Annotated in this window: 14 protein-coding genes and 1 pseudogene; 7 read left to right on the top strand and 8 right to left on the bottom strand. The window is 72.0% G+C overall.

The annotated features are described in order from the left end of the window. Positions 1 to 166 precede the first annotated feature (166 nt). From C3488_RS11445 to C3488_RS11425, 5 genes are read left to right on the top strand one after another with little or no spacing between them, the layout of a single operon-like run. Positions 167 to 3094, top strand: a complete 2928-nt coding sequence (locus tag C3488_RS11445; RefSeq protein WP_103839271.1) for a nitrate- and nitrite sensing domain-containing protein — start codon at positions 167 to 169, stop codon at positions 3092 to 3094. Next, positions 3091 to 3630 carry a roadblock/LC7 domain-containing protein gene (locus C3488_RS11440; RefSeq protein WP_103839270.1) on the top strand — a complete coding sequence of 180 codons (540 nt, stop codon included), beginning with the start codon at positions 3091 to 3093 and terminating at the stop codon, positions 3628 to 3630. Before C3488_RS11445 ends, C3488_RS11440 begins: the two co-directional genes overlap by 4 nt. After that, positions 3627 to 4031: a DUF742 domain-containing protein gene (locus C3488_RS11435; RefSeq protein WP_103839269.1), complete on the top strand. Its 405-nt coding sequence runs from the start codon at positions 3627 to 3629 to the stop codon at positions 4029 to 4031. Before C3488_RS11440 ends, C3488_RS11435 begins: the two co-directional genes overlap by 4 nt. Beyond that, the gene (locus C3488_RS11430) at positions 4012 to 4650 is read left to right on the top strand and encodes an ATP/GTP-binding protein (protein ID WP_103839268.1); all 639 of its coding nucleotides are present in this window, start codon (positions 4012 to 4014) and stop codon (positions 4648 to 4650) included. The genes C3488_RS11435 and C3488_RS11430 overlap by 20 nt, the downstream gene beginning before the upstream one ends. Positions 4651 to 4673: 23 nt before the next feature. Beyond that, positions 4674 to 5927 carry a styrene monooxygenase/indole monooxygenase family protein gene (locus tag C3488_RS11425; protein ID WP_103839267.1) on the top strand — a complete coding sequence of 418 codons (1254 nt, stop codon included), beginning with the start codon at positions 4674 to 4676 and terminating at the stop codon, positions 5925 to 5927. Here the strand turns inward: C3488_RS11425 and C3488_RS11420 are convergent. The 4 genes from C3488_RS11420 to C3488_RS11405 form a co-directional block, all read right to left on the bottom strand. Then, a complete protein-coding gene (locus C3488_RS11420; protein ID WP_103839266.1) occupies positions 5900 to 6886 on the bottom strand; it encodes a hypothetical protein in 987 nt (328 codons plus the stop codon). The genes C3488_RS11425 and C3488_RS11420 overlap by 28 nt on opposite strands. A 102-nt stretch (positions 6887 to 6988) precedes the next feature. Next, positions 6989 to 7303, bottom strand: a complete 315-nt coding sequence (locus tag C3488_RS11415) for a hypothetical protein (RefSeq protein ID WP_103839265.1) — start codon at positions 7301 to 7303, stop codon at positions 6989 to 6991. 10 nt (positions 7304 to 7313) lie between these two features. Continuing rightward, entirely contained in the window at positions 7314 to 8039 is a 726-nt protein-coding gene (locus C3488_RS11410; protein WP_103839264.1) for a TetR/AcrR family transcriptional regulator, read from the bottom strand. Positions 8040 to 8223: 184 nt separating this feature from the next. Then, complete coding sequence (locus tag C3488_RS11405; protein ID WP_103839263.1) at positions 8224 to 9153, bottom strand: diiron oxygenase; 930 nt, start codon at positions 9151 to 9153, stop codon at positions 8224 to 8226. Positions 9154 to 9290: 137 nt separating this feature from the next. Here C3488_RS11405 and C3488_RS11400 point away from each other — a divergent pair, with 137 nt between their 5' ends. After that, on the top strand, positions 9291 to 10403 hold the full coding sequence (locus C3488_RS11400; RefSeq protein WP_103839262.1) for a ferritin-like domain-containing protein: 1113 nt from the start codon (positions 9291 to 9293) through the stop codon (positions 10401 to 10403). Positions 10404 to 10484: 81 nt separating this feature from the next. Continuing rightward, the gene (locus tag C3488_RS11395; protein WP_103839261.1) at positions 10485 to 11123 is read left to right on the top strand and encodes a Uma2 family endonuclease; all 639 of its coding nucleotides are present in this window, start codon (positions 10485 to 10487) and stop codon (positions 11121 to 11123) included. Here C3488_RS11395 and C3488_RS11390 read toward each other — a convergent pair. The 4 genes and pseudogenes from C3488_RS11390 to C3488_RS11375 form a co-directional block, all read right to left on the bottom strand. After that, positions 11068 to 11541 (bottom strand): DUF3291 domain-containing protein, encoded by a 474-nt coding sequence (locus tag C3488_RS11390; RefSeq protein WP_103839260.1) that lies wholly within the window; start codon positions 11539 to 11541, stop codon positions 11068 to 11070. The two genes, C3488_RS11395 and C3488_RS11390, sit on opposite strands and share 56 nt — an antisense overlap. Before the next feature lie 59 nt (positions 11542 to 11600). Beyond that, positions 11601 to 13076, bottom strand: a complete 1476-nt coding sequence (locus tag C3488_RS11385) for a penicillin-binding transpeptidase domain-containing protein (protein WP_103839259.1) — start codon at positions 13074 to 13076, stop codon at positions 11601 to 11603. Beyond that, positions 13073 to 14383, bottom strand: a complete 1311-nt coding sequence (locus tag C3488_RS11380; RefSeq protein ID WP_103839342.1) for an FtsW/RodA/SpoVE family cell cycle protein — start codon at positions 14381 to 14383, stop codon at positions 13073 to 13075. Before C3488_RS11380 ends, C3488_RS11385 begins: the two co-directional genes overlap by 4 nt. 112 nt (positions 14384 to 14495) lie before the next feature. Further along, positions 14496 to 15431: pseudogene (locus C3488_RS11375) on the bottom strand (ATP-binding protein); the annotation flags it as partial.

The following is a 15431-nucleotide window of genomic DNA, read 5'->3' as shown; positions in this document are numbered from 1 at the left end:
CCAACTCCCCACCGATGTTCACTCCTTCGGGTGGCGGGTCAGGCGAAGCGGGACCTCTGCCCACCGGCACTGGGAGGGTCGGAAGCCGTCGTACCGGGTCGGCATTCCCGTTGACGGAACGTCACCCCGGGCCCATGGGTACACGAGTGAGGAAGTGCGAGCACCGGTGCAGAAGACGCGGCCTCGGAGCACAGGCAAGCAGACGGCCCCCGAGCAGGGGGCCTCGTCCGAGTCCGCGGGCCGGGGCCGCCCCGCCCATGTGCGCAACCGGCTGATCGTCGCCGTCGCCGTGGTCGCCGCCGCCGTCGTCGGGGCCGGGGCGCCGAGCGTCGTCGCCGCCTCCGGGCAGCTGCACGACTCCCAGAACCTGGTCACGCTCGCCGAGCAGACCCAGGACGCGCTCGTCCTCGCGCACTCGCTGGCCGACGAACGGGACGAGGTCACCTCGTACGTGGCCGCCGGGCGCCCCGGGTCCAAGGCGCCCGCCGAGCAGCAGCAGGCCCGCGTCGACCGGGAGATCGAGGACCTGCGCGCCAACCCGGACCTCTCCGGCGGCCTGCGCAAGGACCTCGACGACGTGGCCGCGGTACGGCGAGCGGCGCTCACCGGCAAGAGCACCGCTCTCCAGGCGCATCAGGCGTACTCCGCCGCCATCACCGAGCTGCACGCCCTCGCCGAGCAGCTGGCCGAACAGATGCCGCCGCGCGCGGGGTCCGGCGCCCACTCCCTCGCCGAGCTGGACACCGCCGTGCAGCAGGCCGCCGCCGCCCGCGGACTGCTCCTCGCGGCCCTGAACATCCCGCACACCACCCAGACCGTCATCAGCCCGGTCACCGGCCTGCCGACCACCACCAGCACCTCCTCGGACGCCGACACCAAGCAGCGTGACGCGCTCACCGCCGCCGCCCAGCAGGCCGCCGTCCGCTCCGACGCGGCGATCGCCGGCTTCCGCGACACGGCCCCCGTTGCGGCCAAGTCCTCCTACGACTCCACGGTCACCGGCCCCGAGGTCTCCTCCGCCGAGAAGTACCTCGCCTCCCTCACCGACCAGCCCACCCTCTCCGACAGCGACCTCGACCTGAGCACCAAGAAGGTCGACGCCGCGCTCTCCGCCCGCGTCGACCTGATGCGCGGCGTGGAGTCCTCCCTCTACGAGGCCCGCAGCAAGGACCTCGCCCAGCTGCGCGACGACGACGTCACCGCGCTGGAGATCCGCATCGCCGTCCTCGGCGCCATCCTGCTGGTCGCCGTCGGCATCGCCATGGCCATGGCCCGCAGCCTCACCCGCCCGCTCGCCGTGCTCCGCCTCGGCACCGCGCGCGTGGCCGCCGACCCGGCCGGCGAGGAACCGGTGAAGTTCACCGGCCGCAACGACGAGTTCGCGCAGGTCGTCCGCTCCGTCAACGCCCTGCACGCGCACGCCGCCGCCCTCCAGGAGCGCCTTGCGACCCTGGAGGCCGACCGCAAGCACCTCGTCGGCCAGCGGCAGACCATGGCCGACGAGCGCGAGAGGCTGCGCGCCGAACTGGCCCAGGCCGCCGCCCATCTGCAGCAGGTCCGGCACAGCATCCACTCCACGTTCGTCAACCTCGCCCTGCGCACCCTCGGCCTGGTCGAGCGCCAGCTGACCGTCATCGAGGGCCTGGAGGAGCGGGAGCAGGACCCGGAGCGGCTGTCCACACTGTTCAAGCTCGACCACTTCGCCACGGTCATGCGGCGCCACAGCGAGAACCTCCTCGTCCTGGCCGGCGCCGAGCACGTCCAGCAGCACGCCGGGCCGGTGCCGCTCGTCGACGTGGTGCGCGCCGCGGTCAGCGAGATCGAGCGCTACGAGCGCGTCCGTATCGCCGCACTCCCCCCGCACGCGCACGTCGCCGGGTTCGCCGCCGACGACCTGTCGCACCTGGTGGCCGAACTCCTGGAGAACGCCACCTCCTTCTCGCCGCCCGACGTCCCCGTCGAGATCTCCGGCTGGCTCCTGGAGAGCGGCGAGGTGATGCTCTCCGTGCAGGACGAGGGCATCGGCATGGCCGCCGAGCGGATGAGCCGGCTCAACGCCCGGCTCGCCGACTTCGACCCGGAGGACGCCTACGACCAGGAGAGTGGCGAGGGCCTCGGCCTCGGCCTGTACGTGGTCGCCCGCCTCGCCCACCGGCACGGGGTGCGGGTGCAGTTGCGGGAGCAGAAACAGGGCGGCGTCGCGGCCGTCGTGGTCCTGCCGAAGCCGCTGCTCGCCGAGGCGCCGGCCGCGGCCGTGCCCGCCGGGGCCCCGATGGCCGCGGGTGCGGCTTCGTTCTCGCTGCCCGGCGCGGACGCGGAGGTCAACTCCAACGTCCTCAGCGGTCGTGCGCGGCTCGCGCCGGGGAGGCCCGGGGGCGACGAGGACCCCCTGATCGCGGCGGCGGAGGAGGCCGTACGGGAGCGGGAGGGGAGCGAGCAGCGGCAGGAGCCCGCCCGGGGTGAGGAATCCGTAGGGGACGACTGGGGCGTGCCGCGAGCCGAGTCCGTACGCGAGCCCGCCACCCCGGAGCCCGCCGCCGAGCCCGAGTTCGGTCCCGAGACCACGATGGAGCTGTTCCTTCCGTCGCCCCGCGTGGAGCCGTCGCCCCGGGCGGAGGAACCCGCCCCGGCCGCCGGCATCCCCGCCCAGGCGGCGGCCGACCCCTACGCCATCGGCCCGGAGAGCCACGAACGCACCCTGGACGAGGGCGAGCCGCAGCCCGCCGCGCAGGCACCCGCGTCGGAGCCGCCCGCGTCGAAGGCACCCCAGGAGCCCGAGGCGCCTCAGGAGCCCGAGACCCCCCGGCTCACCGCCAAGGGGCTCCCCAAGCGCACCCCCAGGATCTCCGCGCCCGCTCCGGCCCCGCGTCCGCGCCCCGGCGGTGTGGACGCCGAGGCGCTGCGCCGCAGGCTCGGCGGGTTCCACCGGGGAGCCAAGGAGGGCTTCCGCCACGTCGAGGCGGAGATCGCCGAGCGGACGGGGGAGACCAAGGCACCCGGGCACCGGCCCACGGCCCCACCGCAGCACGCGACACCCGGCACCGCACAGGACGTTGAATCATCGGGGGGCACAGTCGAGGAGGCAAGCAGTTGACCGCGTCCAGTACCTTCGGACTGAGCAGTGAAGCCCGCAACCTGCACTGGCTGCTGACCAACCTGATGGAGGAGGTGCCCGGCATCCTGTCGGTCGCGGTGGTCTCCTCCGACGGCCTGCTCCTGCTCTCGTCCGACCCCGGCCTCCCCCACGCTCGAACGAGCTCGCGCGGCGGGACCCCCACGGCGGAAGCCCGCGCCGGCCGCGACGGGAGGCCCAGCGGGCCCAAGGGGTCCGCCGCCGACCTCGCCACCATCGTCTCCGGCATCGGCAGCCTCACCATCGGCGCCGCCAAGCTGATGGACGCAGGCAAGGTCAAGCACACGATGGTCGCCATGGACGAGGGCAGCCTGTTCGTCATGTCCATCAGCGACGGCTCGCTGCTCGGCGTGCACGGCTCCGCGGACTGCGACATGAGCGTGGTGGCGTACCACATGGCGCTCTTCGTCGGCCGCGCCGGACACGTCCTGACGCCCGAGCTCCGCAGCGAGCTGCGCAGGTCCCTCGAGGCCGAGTCGGCAGGGAGCGCCCGATGAGCGGCACACAGAAGAAACTTCCCGTCCGCGGCGGCGAGCGCAAACCCGCCCGCGTGCGCCCCTACTCCCTCACCGGGGGCCGTACCCGCTTCGGCCACGTCCTGCTCGTCGAGACCTTCGTCGCCGCTCTGGAGGCCCCCGAGGAGCGGCGGGAACTGACGAATGGTTCACTGTCCACCCGCGTGATGCCGGAGATGCGGGCCATCGTCGAGCTGTGCCGCCGTATGCGCACGGTGGCGGAGATCGCGGCACTGCTGAAGATGCCGCTCGGGGTGGTCCGCGTCCTCCTGAGCGACCTCGCGGACCAGGGAAAGATCCGTGTGTACGGAACCGGTCACGGCACGGGACAGCCGGACCGCGCTCTGCTGGAAAGGGTGCTGAGTGGACTCCGTCGTCTCTGACGCCGCCCCGGGCGTCGACCGACTCGTCGAGCCCGACGAGGAACTGAAGGCCTGGCAGACGGACCGTACGCGTGCCCCGATAGCCACGAAGATCGTGGTGGCGGGCGGCTTCGGCGTCGGCAAGACCACCCTGGTGAGCGCCGTCTCGGAGATCACGCCCCTGCAGACCGAGGCGCTGATGACCGAGGCCAGCGAGGAGACCGACGACCTCACGGGCACCCCGGACAAGCTCACCACCACCGTGGCCATGGACTTCGGCCGCATCACGCTCGACGACGACCTGGTGCTCTACCTCTTCGGCACGCCGGGCCAGCAGCGGTTCTGGTTCATGTGGGACGACCTGGTGCGGGGCGCGATCGGAGCGGTCGTCATGGCCGACACCCGCCGGCTCGCGGACTGCTTCCCGGCGCTCGACTACTTCGAGAGCAGCGGCCTGCCGTACATGGTCGCCGTCAACCACTTCGACGGCAGCGAGCGGTTCGAACCGGAGGATGTGCGCGAGGCCCTCACGATTCCCGCACACATACCTGTCATGATCATGGACGCGCGCCGCCGGATCTCGGTGATCGAGACCCTTCTGGCCCTGGTGGGCCACGCGCTGGACGTCACCCCCGAGTAGTCGTGAGTAGGAGCACCACCCGCATGCGGAAGATACTCGTCGTCGGAGCCGGCCAGTCCGGACTCCAGCTCGCCCTCGGCCTCCAGTCGCACGGGTACGAGGTCACCCTGATGTCCAACCGGGCCGCGGACGAGATCCGTACCGGCCGGGTCATGTCGACGCAGTGCATGTTCGACACGGCGCTGCAGCACGAGCGCGACCTGAAGCTGAACTTCTGGGAGTCCCAGGCCCCGAAGATCGAAGGACTCGGCGTGTCCGTCGCCGCTCCCGGCTCGTTCGACCCGGGCCCGTCGCAGCGCGCGATCGACTGGGTGGCCGAGCTCGACGGGTACGCGCAGTCGGTCGACCAGCGGCTGAAGATGGCAGGCTGGATGGAGACGTTCGCGCAGCGCGGCGGCCAGCTCGTCATCCACGGCGCGGCGGTCTCCGACCTCGACTACTTCTCCCGCACCTACGACCTGGTGCTCGTGTCGGCCGGCAAGGGCGAGCTGGTGTCGATGTTCGCCCGGGACCCGGAGCGCTCCCCGTACAGCGAGCCGCAGCGCGCGCTCGCCGTGTCGTACGTCCACGGCCTCGGGCCGCGCCCCGAGCACCCGGACTTCGACGCGGTCCGCTGCAACCTGGTCCCCGGCGTCGGCGAGCTGTTCGTCATGCCGACGCTCACCACCTCCGGCCGCGCGGACATCCTGTTCTGGGAGGGCATACCCGGCGGCCCGCTCGACGTCTTCAAGGGCGTCAAGGACCCCGGCGAGCACCTCTCCCTGACCCTGGAACTCATGGAGAAGTTCATTCCCTGGGAGTATGCGCGGGCCACCAAGGTGGAGCTGACCGACGCCGGCGGCACGCTGGCCGGGCGGTACGCGCCCACCGTGCGCAAGCCGATCGGGCGGCTGCCCGGTGGCGGGCTGGTGCTCGGCGTCGCCGACGTGGTCGTGGCGAACGACCCGATCACCGGGCAGGGCTCCAACTCGGCGTCCAAGTGCGCGGCCGCGTATCTGGCCTCGATCCTCGAACACGGGGACAAGGAATTCGACGAGGCGTGGATGCAGCAGACGTTCGACCGCTACTGGGAGACGGCGCGCCACGTGACCAAGTGGACGAACGCGATGCTGGGCGTGCCGCCGGAGCACGTGCTGAACCTGATCGGGGCGGCGGGGGCCATGCCGCCGGTGGCGCACCGGATCGCCAACGGGTTCAACGACCCCTCGGACTTCGAGAACTTCTTCTACGAGCCGGAGAAGGCCGAGGCCTACCTGGCGTCGGTGGCCGGCGCCTGACCTGACGCCTCCGGGCGCACGGCGCCGTATGCCGCCGGGCCCTCGGCCGTCGGCGTCGGCTTCGCGTCGGGCGCACCGGAGGCCGGGGCCGTCTGCTGGGCCGCCGCGGCCGTGTCCTGCTCGTACCGGGCCAGGGCGGCCAGCTGTTCGGGAGTGAGGGAGGCGAGCCGCTTCTCGATGTCCTTCAGCCGCCGTTCGACGTCGTCCCGCGCCTTCTGCCGCTGGTCGGTGAGGGTGAGCTGGTCGTCCAGCGCCTTACGGGCCGCGCGGGCCAGGGCGTCGGCGCTTCTCTCTGCCAGGATCAGCTGATTCACGGTCGCGGCCCGCTCCTGCGTCAGCCGGCCGATCAGATGACCCTCGTCGAGCGCGCGCTGCGGGTCGCGGGCGAACAGCAGGCGCACGTACGGGGAGAGGTAGGTGCCGGTCTGGTACTGCTGCCGGGCCAGCCGGCCGGCCTCGACGCGGCTGCTCTGCAGCTCGAGCCGGGTCCTGGCGAGTTGCCCGTCCAGCCGGGCCACCTCCGCCCGGCGCTGCTTCAGCTTCTCGGTGGTGGCGTTGTAGGCGTCGGTGGCCTGCTCCGCCGCGCGGTAGAGCTGCTGAAAGTCGGTCAGGAGCTGGGAGACGGGGTGGGTCCCGGGTCGGGCGGTGCTGGGGGCCGGGTCCGGTGGGGCCGTGGTGCCGAGGGCCGGGTCCGGTCGGGGCGTCGTGCTCGGCCGGGTCTCCGGTGGGGCGGTGGGGCCGGGGACGGGGTCCGGCTGGGCCTCGGGGTTGGGGGTCGGGTCCGGTCGGGGCGTCGTGCTCGGCCGGGTCTCCGGTGGGGCGGTGGGGCCGGGGACGGGGTCCGGTGGGGCCGTGGTGGTGGGGGTGGGGTCCGGGACGGCGATCGCCGGCGCGGCGGCGAGCAGGGCCCACATGGTCACCGCCGCCGTACCCGCCAGGCGCAGCGACCTTTCTGACATGTCATCACCTCCGGATGCCGGGTGGTCCCTCCACCTCGCACCGGAAGGATGAGACGGGTGCGGCCCGTGCGCGCGCCGGGTGGTCGGTTCGGCGCAGCGAGGTCACTCGTGGGCGGTGTCCGGGCCGTCCCCCGGCGTGGCGTCTGGCTTCCGTCGAGGCTTCGACCACGGCCACCGCAGTCGGCCGCCGGTGTCCCCCTCCGGGTCGTACTCGTACCTCCAGCCCGGGTGGAGACCGAACCTGCCGCTCGGGCCCGCCTGGACGCGACGGTAGACGAGGACGGTGGGCGGACCGCCGGCCGCGTCCGGGACCGGCACGCGGTACGTCTTCGGGGGGTGGCCGGTGAGGCCCAGCAGGACGGGCAGGACGCGGCCGTCCAGGGGGCCGCCGACGAACGGGGTGTCTTGGCTCTTCACGGCACCAGTGTCACAGCAGGTGACCGGCGTCGCCGAGCACGGGCAGGACGCGCCGGGCCAGGGCGCCGACCAGGCCGTCGGCGCTCTCCAGGGTCAGCGCGGAGCGGACCACGGCGGCGGTCTGCGCATCACGTCCCGCGGTGGCCACCAGCCCGGCCACGAACTGCTCCACCAGCCAGTCCCGCAACTCCTCGACCGGGGGCTGCTTGTCCTGGTCGAGCCAGATGAGGGAGGCGGCCTCGACGGAGGTGATCCACATGCGGACGGTCATCCGCAGCCCCGGGCCGGGGTCCTCGACGCCGAGGTGACTGAGGATGTGCTCGGCCGCGGCCCGGCGCACGCCGTCGACTATGGCGGTGGTGCGGGACGTCTCGACCACGCTGCCGCCCTGGAGCAGGGCGCTGAAACCGGCGTCGTGCCGGGCGACGAAGGCGAGGTAGCGGTCGAGGGCGCGGGCCAGGCGGTGGCTGAGCGGGCCCTCGGGCGGCTCGGCGAAGCACTGCCGGAGGTCGTCGGCGGCTGAGCGGAGGGCGGCCTCGTAGAGCTGCTGCTTGCCGCCGGGGAAGTAGCGGTAGACGAGGGGGCGGGAGACGCCGGCCGCCTCCGCCACGTCGTCGAGGGAGACCTCCTCGGGGGCGCGGTGCGCGAAGAGGGTGAGCGCGGCGTCGAGGAGTTGCCTGCGGCGTTCTTCCACGCTGAGCCTTCGGTACGCGCGCGTGGTGGCCTCGGAGGTCATGTTCGCAGCGTAATCGTGTTGCCGGGAGGACGAGGCACCCGGAGCTGCGGAGGCCGTGCCGGGGCCGCGCCCGCAGTCCCCTGCCGGCCTGAACGGCCTCGTCCTCAATCTCCCCCACTTTCGGCTTCGCTCTAGCGGGGCCGCCACGACGGGCTGAAGATGCCGGACCGAAGCCGAGACGCACTCATGCCAGCAACCCGGACGACCGCCACAACCGCCGGCCCACACCCCTGAGCACCCCGATGTCGTCCAGGAAGTCCGTCAGTCTCTTCGCTCCCGTCTGCATGATCTCCCGGCGGTGGCCGCTCGCCCTCACCTGGGCCATCGCCTCCCGCTTGTCCAGGCCCACGTTCGTGTAGACCTCCGGGTTCACGAAGGCCACCGAGAACACCCGTGCGAACTCGCCGGACGTGATGCGGGTGAACTCCTGCGACCACCGCGGAGCGGTCACCATCTGGCGGCGCAGTTCCTCCCGGGCGTAGCGGACGTGGCGGGCCTCCTCGACCACGTGGATACGGGTGACCCCGCGGATCAGCGGCTGCACCCGCTCGTCGGGGAACGTCAGCCGCTGCATCCAGTCCAGCACCTCCTCGCCCAGCAGCGTGGCCGTGAAGGAGCCCGGCGTGGTCGAGACCGTCTTGAAGACGCGGCCCAGGTTCCGGTGCACCCGGCTCACCGGGTACCAGGGTGTGTCGCCGTGCGCTATCAGCCGGGCGAACATCTTCGAGTGCCGGCACTCGTCCTCGATCTCGGTCAGCGCGTACCGCACGTGCGCGCTCGTCGCCGCCTTGTCGTAGATGTGCCGGACCAGCAGCTGCATCAGGATGATCTCGAACCAGATGCCGAGCGAGGCGAGCGCCGCGGCCTCGTGCTGGGAGAGCCGGATCCGCTGCTCCTCGCTCATCCCCCGCCACAGCGGTGTGTCGTAGAGCGACACCAGCTCCGGGGGCCAGAACCACATTCCTTCCTGGTAGGGCGCGTCCCAGTCCAGCTCCTCGTCGGGGTCGAAGGAGTGCTTGGCGGACGAGGCGAGGAGCCGCTCCGCCACCTGCTCCCGGTCCTTGAGCAGCCCCAGCGCGTCGCGCAGCACGTCTGCTTCCGTCACGGTCGTCATCGCTGTGCCCACCACCTCGTCGTACGGGCCGCCTGTTACCCGCGGTCACGGATTTATGAGACTGCTTGTCAGCAACGCCGTCAATCCCTTGCGCTCCACTTGTTGACGCCGCGTCTACCTCGTGTGAGCGTGTGCTCATGCCGACGTTTGAGCTGTACGCCAAGGAGCCGGAGGAACCCCTCTGGCAGGTGCCCGCCAGTGGCGCGGCCCGCTTCAGCTGGGAGTACGACGACGGGCGCGACCGGCTGCTGGCCCTGTACCAGAAGGGCAAGGACAAGCAGTGGGACGGGCAGAAGCGGATCGACTGGGACCTGGAGGTGGACCCCTGCGACCCGCTCGGCACGCCGGACGAGGCGATGACCCTGTACGGGACGCCGTACTGGGCGAAGATGACCGACAAGGACAAGGGCGAACTGCGCAAGCACTACGCCTCCTGGCAGTTCAGCCAGTTCCTGCACGGCGAGCAGGGCGCGATGGTGTGCGCGGCGCGCATCGTGGAGTCGGTCCCCGACCTGGACGCCAAGTTCTACTCGGCGACCCAGACGATGGACGAGGCGCGGCACGCGGAGATCTACGGCCGCTTCCTGCACGAGAAGATCGGGATGCTCTACCCGATCAACGACAACCTGCAAGCACTCCTCGGAGACACCCTGCGGGACAGCCGCTGGGACATGCCGTACCTCGGCATGCAGGTCCTCATCGAAGGTCTGGCGCTCGCCGCCTTCGGCATGATCCGCGACACGACCGACAAGCCGCTGCCCAAGCAGATCCTCGCGTACGTCATGCAGGACGAGGCCCGGCATGTGGCGTTCGGCCGCATGGCGCTGCGGGACTACTACAAGCAGCTCACGGACGCCGAACGGCGCGAACGCGAGGAGTTCGTCATCGAGGGCTGCTACCTGATGCGGGACCGCCTGCGCGGGGTGGAGGTGCTGGAGAACTTCGGCATCCCCAAGGCCGAGGCGGAGGCGTACAGCGAGAAGTCCGAGTTCCTCCAGCTGTTCCGGCAGTTGCTGTTCAGCCGCATCGTCCCGTGCGTGAAGGACATCGGCCTGTGGGGCAAGCGCCTTCAGCAGGCCTACGTCGACATGGGCGTCTTCGAGATGGGCGACTCGAACCTGGACCTGCTGATGGCGCAGGACGAGGAGATCGCCGAGAAGCTGGACGCGGAGCGCTTCGCGGCGGAGGAGAGGGAACGGGTCGCCGAGGTGGAGGAGGCGATCGAGCAGGGTCAGCACCTCGGTGGTTGATCACTCGATCGACGGGCGAATCGGCATATTCCCCTGGGTACGCTGGCTGTGCCGGGCAGACTCCGTCGCATGGGAGCAATCATGAGCGCCGCACGTGACTACGGGCTGGACGACGACTACGAGTGGGCTCGTCCGCCGGAGGGTGGCTGGACGGCGGACGACCTCGACAAGCTTCCCAATCTTCCTCCGCACACGGAGCTGATCGACGGGAGTCTTGTCTTCGTGAGTCCGCAGACCAGTTTCCACTCGCGTGCCATGCGCTTGCTGGAGCACACCCTGCTGGCCCAGGTGCCGGACGAGCTCGACGTCATCCGGGAGATGACGATCAAGCTCGACAAGCGCAATCGACCGGAGCCCGACGTCCTGGTTTTCCGTGCCGATGCCGATGCCGGTCCGCGGCAGACCTGGTACCGGCCGGAAGACGTCGTCATCGCCATCGAGGTCGTCTCGGAGGACTCGGAAGACCGGGACCGGGACGTGAAACCGCGGAAGTACGCGCGGGCGGGCATCCCGCACTACTGGCGCGTCGAAGAAAACAAGGGTCTTCCGGTGGTGTACGTCTACGAACTCGACCCCGCGACCCAGGCCTACGGCCTGACCGGCATCTTCCACGACAAGCTGGAACTGACCGTCCCCTTCCCCCTCACCGTCGACCTCACCGCCATCAACCGCCGGCCACCGGTCGCGCCTCCCCCGGGGGGAACGACGTCCGCAGGGTGAACGCGTACTCCGTCGGCCCGTGCGCGCGAAGGTGCAGCAACCGCTCCTCCGCCTCCGCAACCGTCGGGCGGTGGCCCGACGGGACCCACCACAGGGCCGTCACGGCCTCTTCCAGCCGCTCGAACCACTCCCGGCGCCGCGCCAGCATCTCCCGGTGCTGCCCCTGGTACATGAAAGCCGTGAGGGCGTTCGTGTCCCGCCATGTCGACATATTGATGATCAGCCACTCGTCGCCCAGCACGGGGATGTCCGTGGCGTTGCCCGAGTCGCTCTGCAACCGCCAGACGAAACCGTCGGCCGCGTCCGCCGTCGCGTTCACCGGGTCCAGGGCTTCCACGAAGTCCTTCAACTGCGGTGAGTCCAGCGGGGCCTTGAGGCGGGCGATGTTGACCTCGGCGAGTTCGTAGGTGGTCGTCATGACCGAACGGTAGGTCGGCCCGGCCGCCGGGCGACAGCCCCCGTCTCAGCACCTGGACCTCAACCCCTGCCGTATGGACGGGAGTTGAGCACCGCCTCCATCACCGCCTTCGCGACCGGCGCCGCGTCCCCGCCCCCGCTGACCTCGCCCTGCCGGCCCGACGCGTCCTCCACGACCACCGCGACCGCCACCGCCGGCTCCAGCGCGTCGTCCGCCTGCGCCCAGGAGATGAACCAGGCATACGGCCTCGCGGAGTTGTCGACGCCGTGCTGGGCCGTGCCCGTCTTGCCGCCCACTCGGGCGCCGGGGATCGCCGCGTTACGACCCGTGCCCTCCTGTACCACGTCCGTCATCATCTCCCGCAGCTGTTCCGCCGTGGTGGCGCTCATCGCCCGGTGCAGGGTTCGGGGCGTTGCCGTGGAGACCGTCTCGCCGCCCTTGGTCGTCGTCCGCTCCACCAGGTACGGCGCCCTCACGTCGCCCCCGCCGGCCACCGCCGCCGCGACCATCGCCATCTGCAGCGGTGTCGCCCGGGTCTCGAACTGCCCGATCGAGGACAGCGCCAGCTGGGAGGCGTCCAGCTTCGCGTCGAACGTGCTCGGCGCCACCGCGAACGGCACCCTCAGCTTCCGCCCGTCGAAGCCGAAGTTCGCCGCCGTGCCCGTCATGTCCTTCAGCCCCACCTCCACGCCCAGCTTGGCGAACACCGTGTTGCACGACCAGGTGAAGGCGTACCGCAGCGACGCGTCCGTGCAGTCGTCGGTCTCGTTGGTCAGCTCGGTCGTGGTCCCGGGCAGCCGGTACGGGTCGGGGGAGTCCGTCGGTGCGTCCAGGTCCGTCACCACCCCCGCCTCCAGGGCCGCCGCGGCCGTGACCACCTTGAACGTCGAACCGGGCGGATACGTCTGCCGGATCGCCCGGTCGAGCATCGGCCGCGCCGCGTCCCCGTTCAGCCGCTTCCAGGCCCGGGCCGCGGACGGCGACGTCCCGGACAGCTCCCCGGGGTCGTACGACGGCGTCGAGACCAGCGCCAGGATCCGCCCCGTCGTCGGCTCGACCGCGGCGACCGCGCCCGCGCGCCCGGCCAGCCCCTGGTACGCCGCCCGCTGCGCCGCCCCGTTGAGCGTGGTGACGACGTGGCCGCCGGGGATGCGCTTCCTCAGGACGCCGTTCCACAGGGGGAACGGATCGAGCAGCGGGTCGGTGCCCGACAGCAGCGCGTCCTCGGTGTGCTCCAGCAGCGTCGTCCCGTACAGCTGGGAGGCGAAGCCGGTGACCGGCGCGTACAGCGGCCCGTCGGTGTACGTCCGGGTGTGCCGGAACATGCCGCCCGTGTCCCGGGACCCGGTCACCGGGCGGCCGTCGACCAGGATGTCACCGCGGGGAACCTCGTAGCGGGTGATCATCTGCCGGCGGTTGGCGGGGTTGTCCTCGTAACGGGCGGACTGGAGGATCTGCACTCGGGTGGCGTTCGCCAGCAGGCCGATCAGCAGCACCGCGCACAGGGCCGCCGCCCGGCGGATGTACCTGCTCATGGCGCGGCCTTCCTGTCGTACTGGCTGCGGGCCGAGTCGCTGATCCGGATCAGCAGCGCCACGATGATCCAGTTGGTCACCAGCGACGAACCGCCCTGGGCCAGGAACGGCATCGCCATGCCCGTCAGCGGGATCAGGCCCGTCACCCCGCCCGCGATCACGAACACCTGGAGCGCCACGATCGACGCGAGCCCCACGGCGAGCAGCCGCCCGAACGGGTCCCGCAGCGCGAGCCCCGCCCGGTAGCCGCGCTCCACCAGCAGCGCGTAGAGCAGGAACAGCGCGCACAGGCCGGCGAAGCCCAGTTCCTCGCCCGCCGTCGCCAGGATGAAGTCCGACTTCACGGCGAAGCCGATCAGCACCGAGTGGCCGAGGCCGAGCCCGGTGCCGAGCGCGCCGCCGGCGGCGAACGCGAACAGTGACTGGGCGAGCTGGCCCGCGCCCTGGCCCGCCTCGATCGACGCGAAGGGATGCAGCCAGTCCTCGACCCGGGCGTGCACGTGCGGCTCCAGCCGGCCCACGGCGAACGCGCCCGCCATCGCGAGCAGCAGACCGACCGCGATCCAGCCGGTGCGGCCCGTGGCGACGTACAGCAGCACCACGAACAGCCCGAAGAACAGCAGCGAGGTGCCGAGGTCGCGCTCCAGGACGAGGACGCCGACGCTCAGCAGCCAGATCGCCACCACCGGGCCGAGGACCCGCCCGGTGGGCAGCTGCAGCCGCCACACCCTGCGGCCCGTGAACGCCAGCGCCTGCCGGTTTGCGGCCAGGTAGCCGGCGAAGAAGACCGCGAGCAGCAGCTTCGCGAACTCGCCCGGCTGGATGGAGAACCCGGCGACCCTGAGCCAGATCCGGGCGCCGTTCACCGCGGGGAAGAAGATCGGCAGGGTGAGCAGGGCGAGCGCGGCGCCGCCGCACAGGTAGGTGTAGCGCTGGAGCACCCGGTGGTGGCGCAGCAGCAGGACGACGGCGGTGAACAGCGCCACGCCGAGCGTCGACCAGGACAGCTGGGCGGGGGCCGCCCGGTGGCCCGGGGTCTCCAGGTCGAGGCGGTAGATCAGCACCAGGCCCACGCCGTTGAGCAGGACCGCGAGGGGCAGCAGCAGGGGATCGGCGTACGGGGCGCGCAGCCGTACCGCGCAGTGCGCGAGCAGCGCGAGCGTGCCGAGCCCGGCGCCGTAGCGGAGGGCTCCGGGCGGGAGGGTGCCGTGCCGGGCGAGGCCGACGGCGCAGTAGCCGTACACCGACAGCAGCACGGCGAGGACGATCAGGCCGAACTCGGTGCCCCGGCGCCGGGGCAGGCGCAGCGCGGGGCGGGGGCGTCCGCCGGCGTCACGGTCCTCGCTCCTGGCGTTCCGGGCGGGATCATGTGCGGAACGTAGCAAGAGGTGAGCGGTATGTCCCGTTATGCAGGGGCAATCAGCCCGTTCCGGTACTCCTTGGTGTCTGCGGGAGGGAGAGCGTGGCCACGGCCCCGCCGTCCGGCGCGTTGGCGAACTCCAGCCGGGCGCCCAGCACCTCCGCCTGCCCGAGCGCGATCGTCAGCCCGAGGCCGTGCCCCTTCGCGCCGCTCTCGGTGCGGAACCGCTGCGGTCCGTGCGCCAGCAGGTACTCCGGGTAACCGTCCCCGTGGTCCCGTACGGTGACCCGCGCACCGTCGACGGTCAGCACCACCGGGCCCCGCCCGTGCCGGTGCGCGTTCGCCACCAGATTGCCGAGCACCCGCTCCAGCCGCCGCCGGTCGGTCGCCACGCACGCGTCCCGCACCACCCGCACCTCCACGGGGGTCCCGGAGGCCCGCACCACCCGCTGCGCCAGCGGCGCGAGCCGCTCCTCGGCCGGCTCGAGGCGTTCGCCGCCCGCCTCCAGGCGGGAGATCTCCAGCAGGTCCTCGGTGAGCGTGCGCAGCGCCGCCACCCGGTCCCGCACCAGCTCGGTGGGCCGCCCAGGCGGCAGCAGCTCGGCCGCCGCGTGCAGCCCGGTCAGCGGGGTGCGCAGCTCGTGCGCCACGTCAGCGGTGAACCGCTGCTCGCTCAGCAGCTTGCCCTGCAGCGTGGCCGCCATCGTGTCCAGGGCGCCCGCGACGGCGGCCACCTCGTCCTGGGGGCGCGCCGGATTCCTCGCGCGCCGGTCGTTCACGCGCGCGTCCAGGTCGCCGCGCTGATCCGCCGGGCCACCTGCGCGGTGGCCTGCAGCCGCCGGGTCACCCGGGTCACCGCGAAGGCTCCCACGCACAGCGTCGCGCCGCTCGCCAGGGCCGAGGACCACACGATCGCCTCGTCCAGGGCGTCGATGATGCGGGCGCCCTGCGCGTAGTCGACCTGCACGGCGAGCGCCCGGCCGCCGTCGGCCGGG

Origin of the sequence: Streptomyces sp. Ru72, from assembly GCF_002920635.1 — a bacterium.
GTDB lineage: Bacteria > Actinomycetota > Actinomycetes > Streptomycetales > Streptomycetaceae > Streptomyces.
This window is presented reverse-complemented; position numbering and strand designations above follow the sequence as displayed.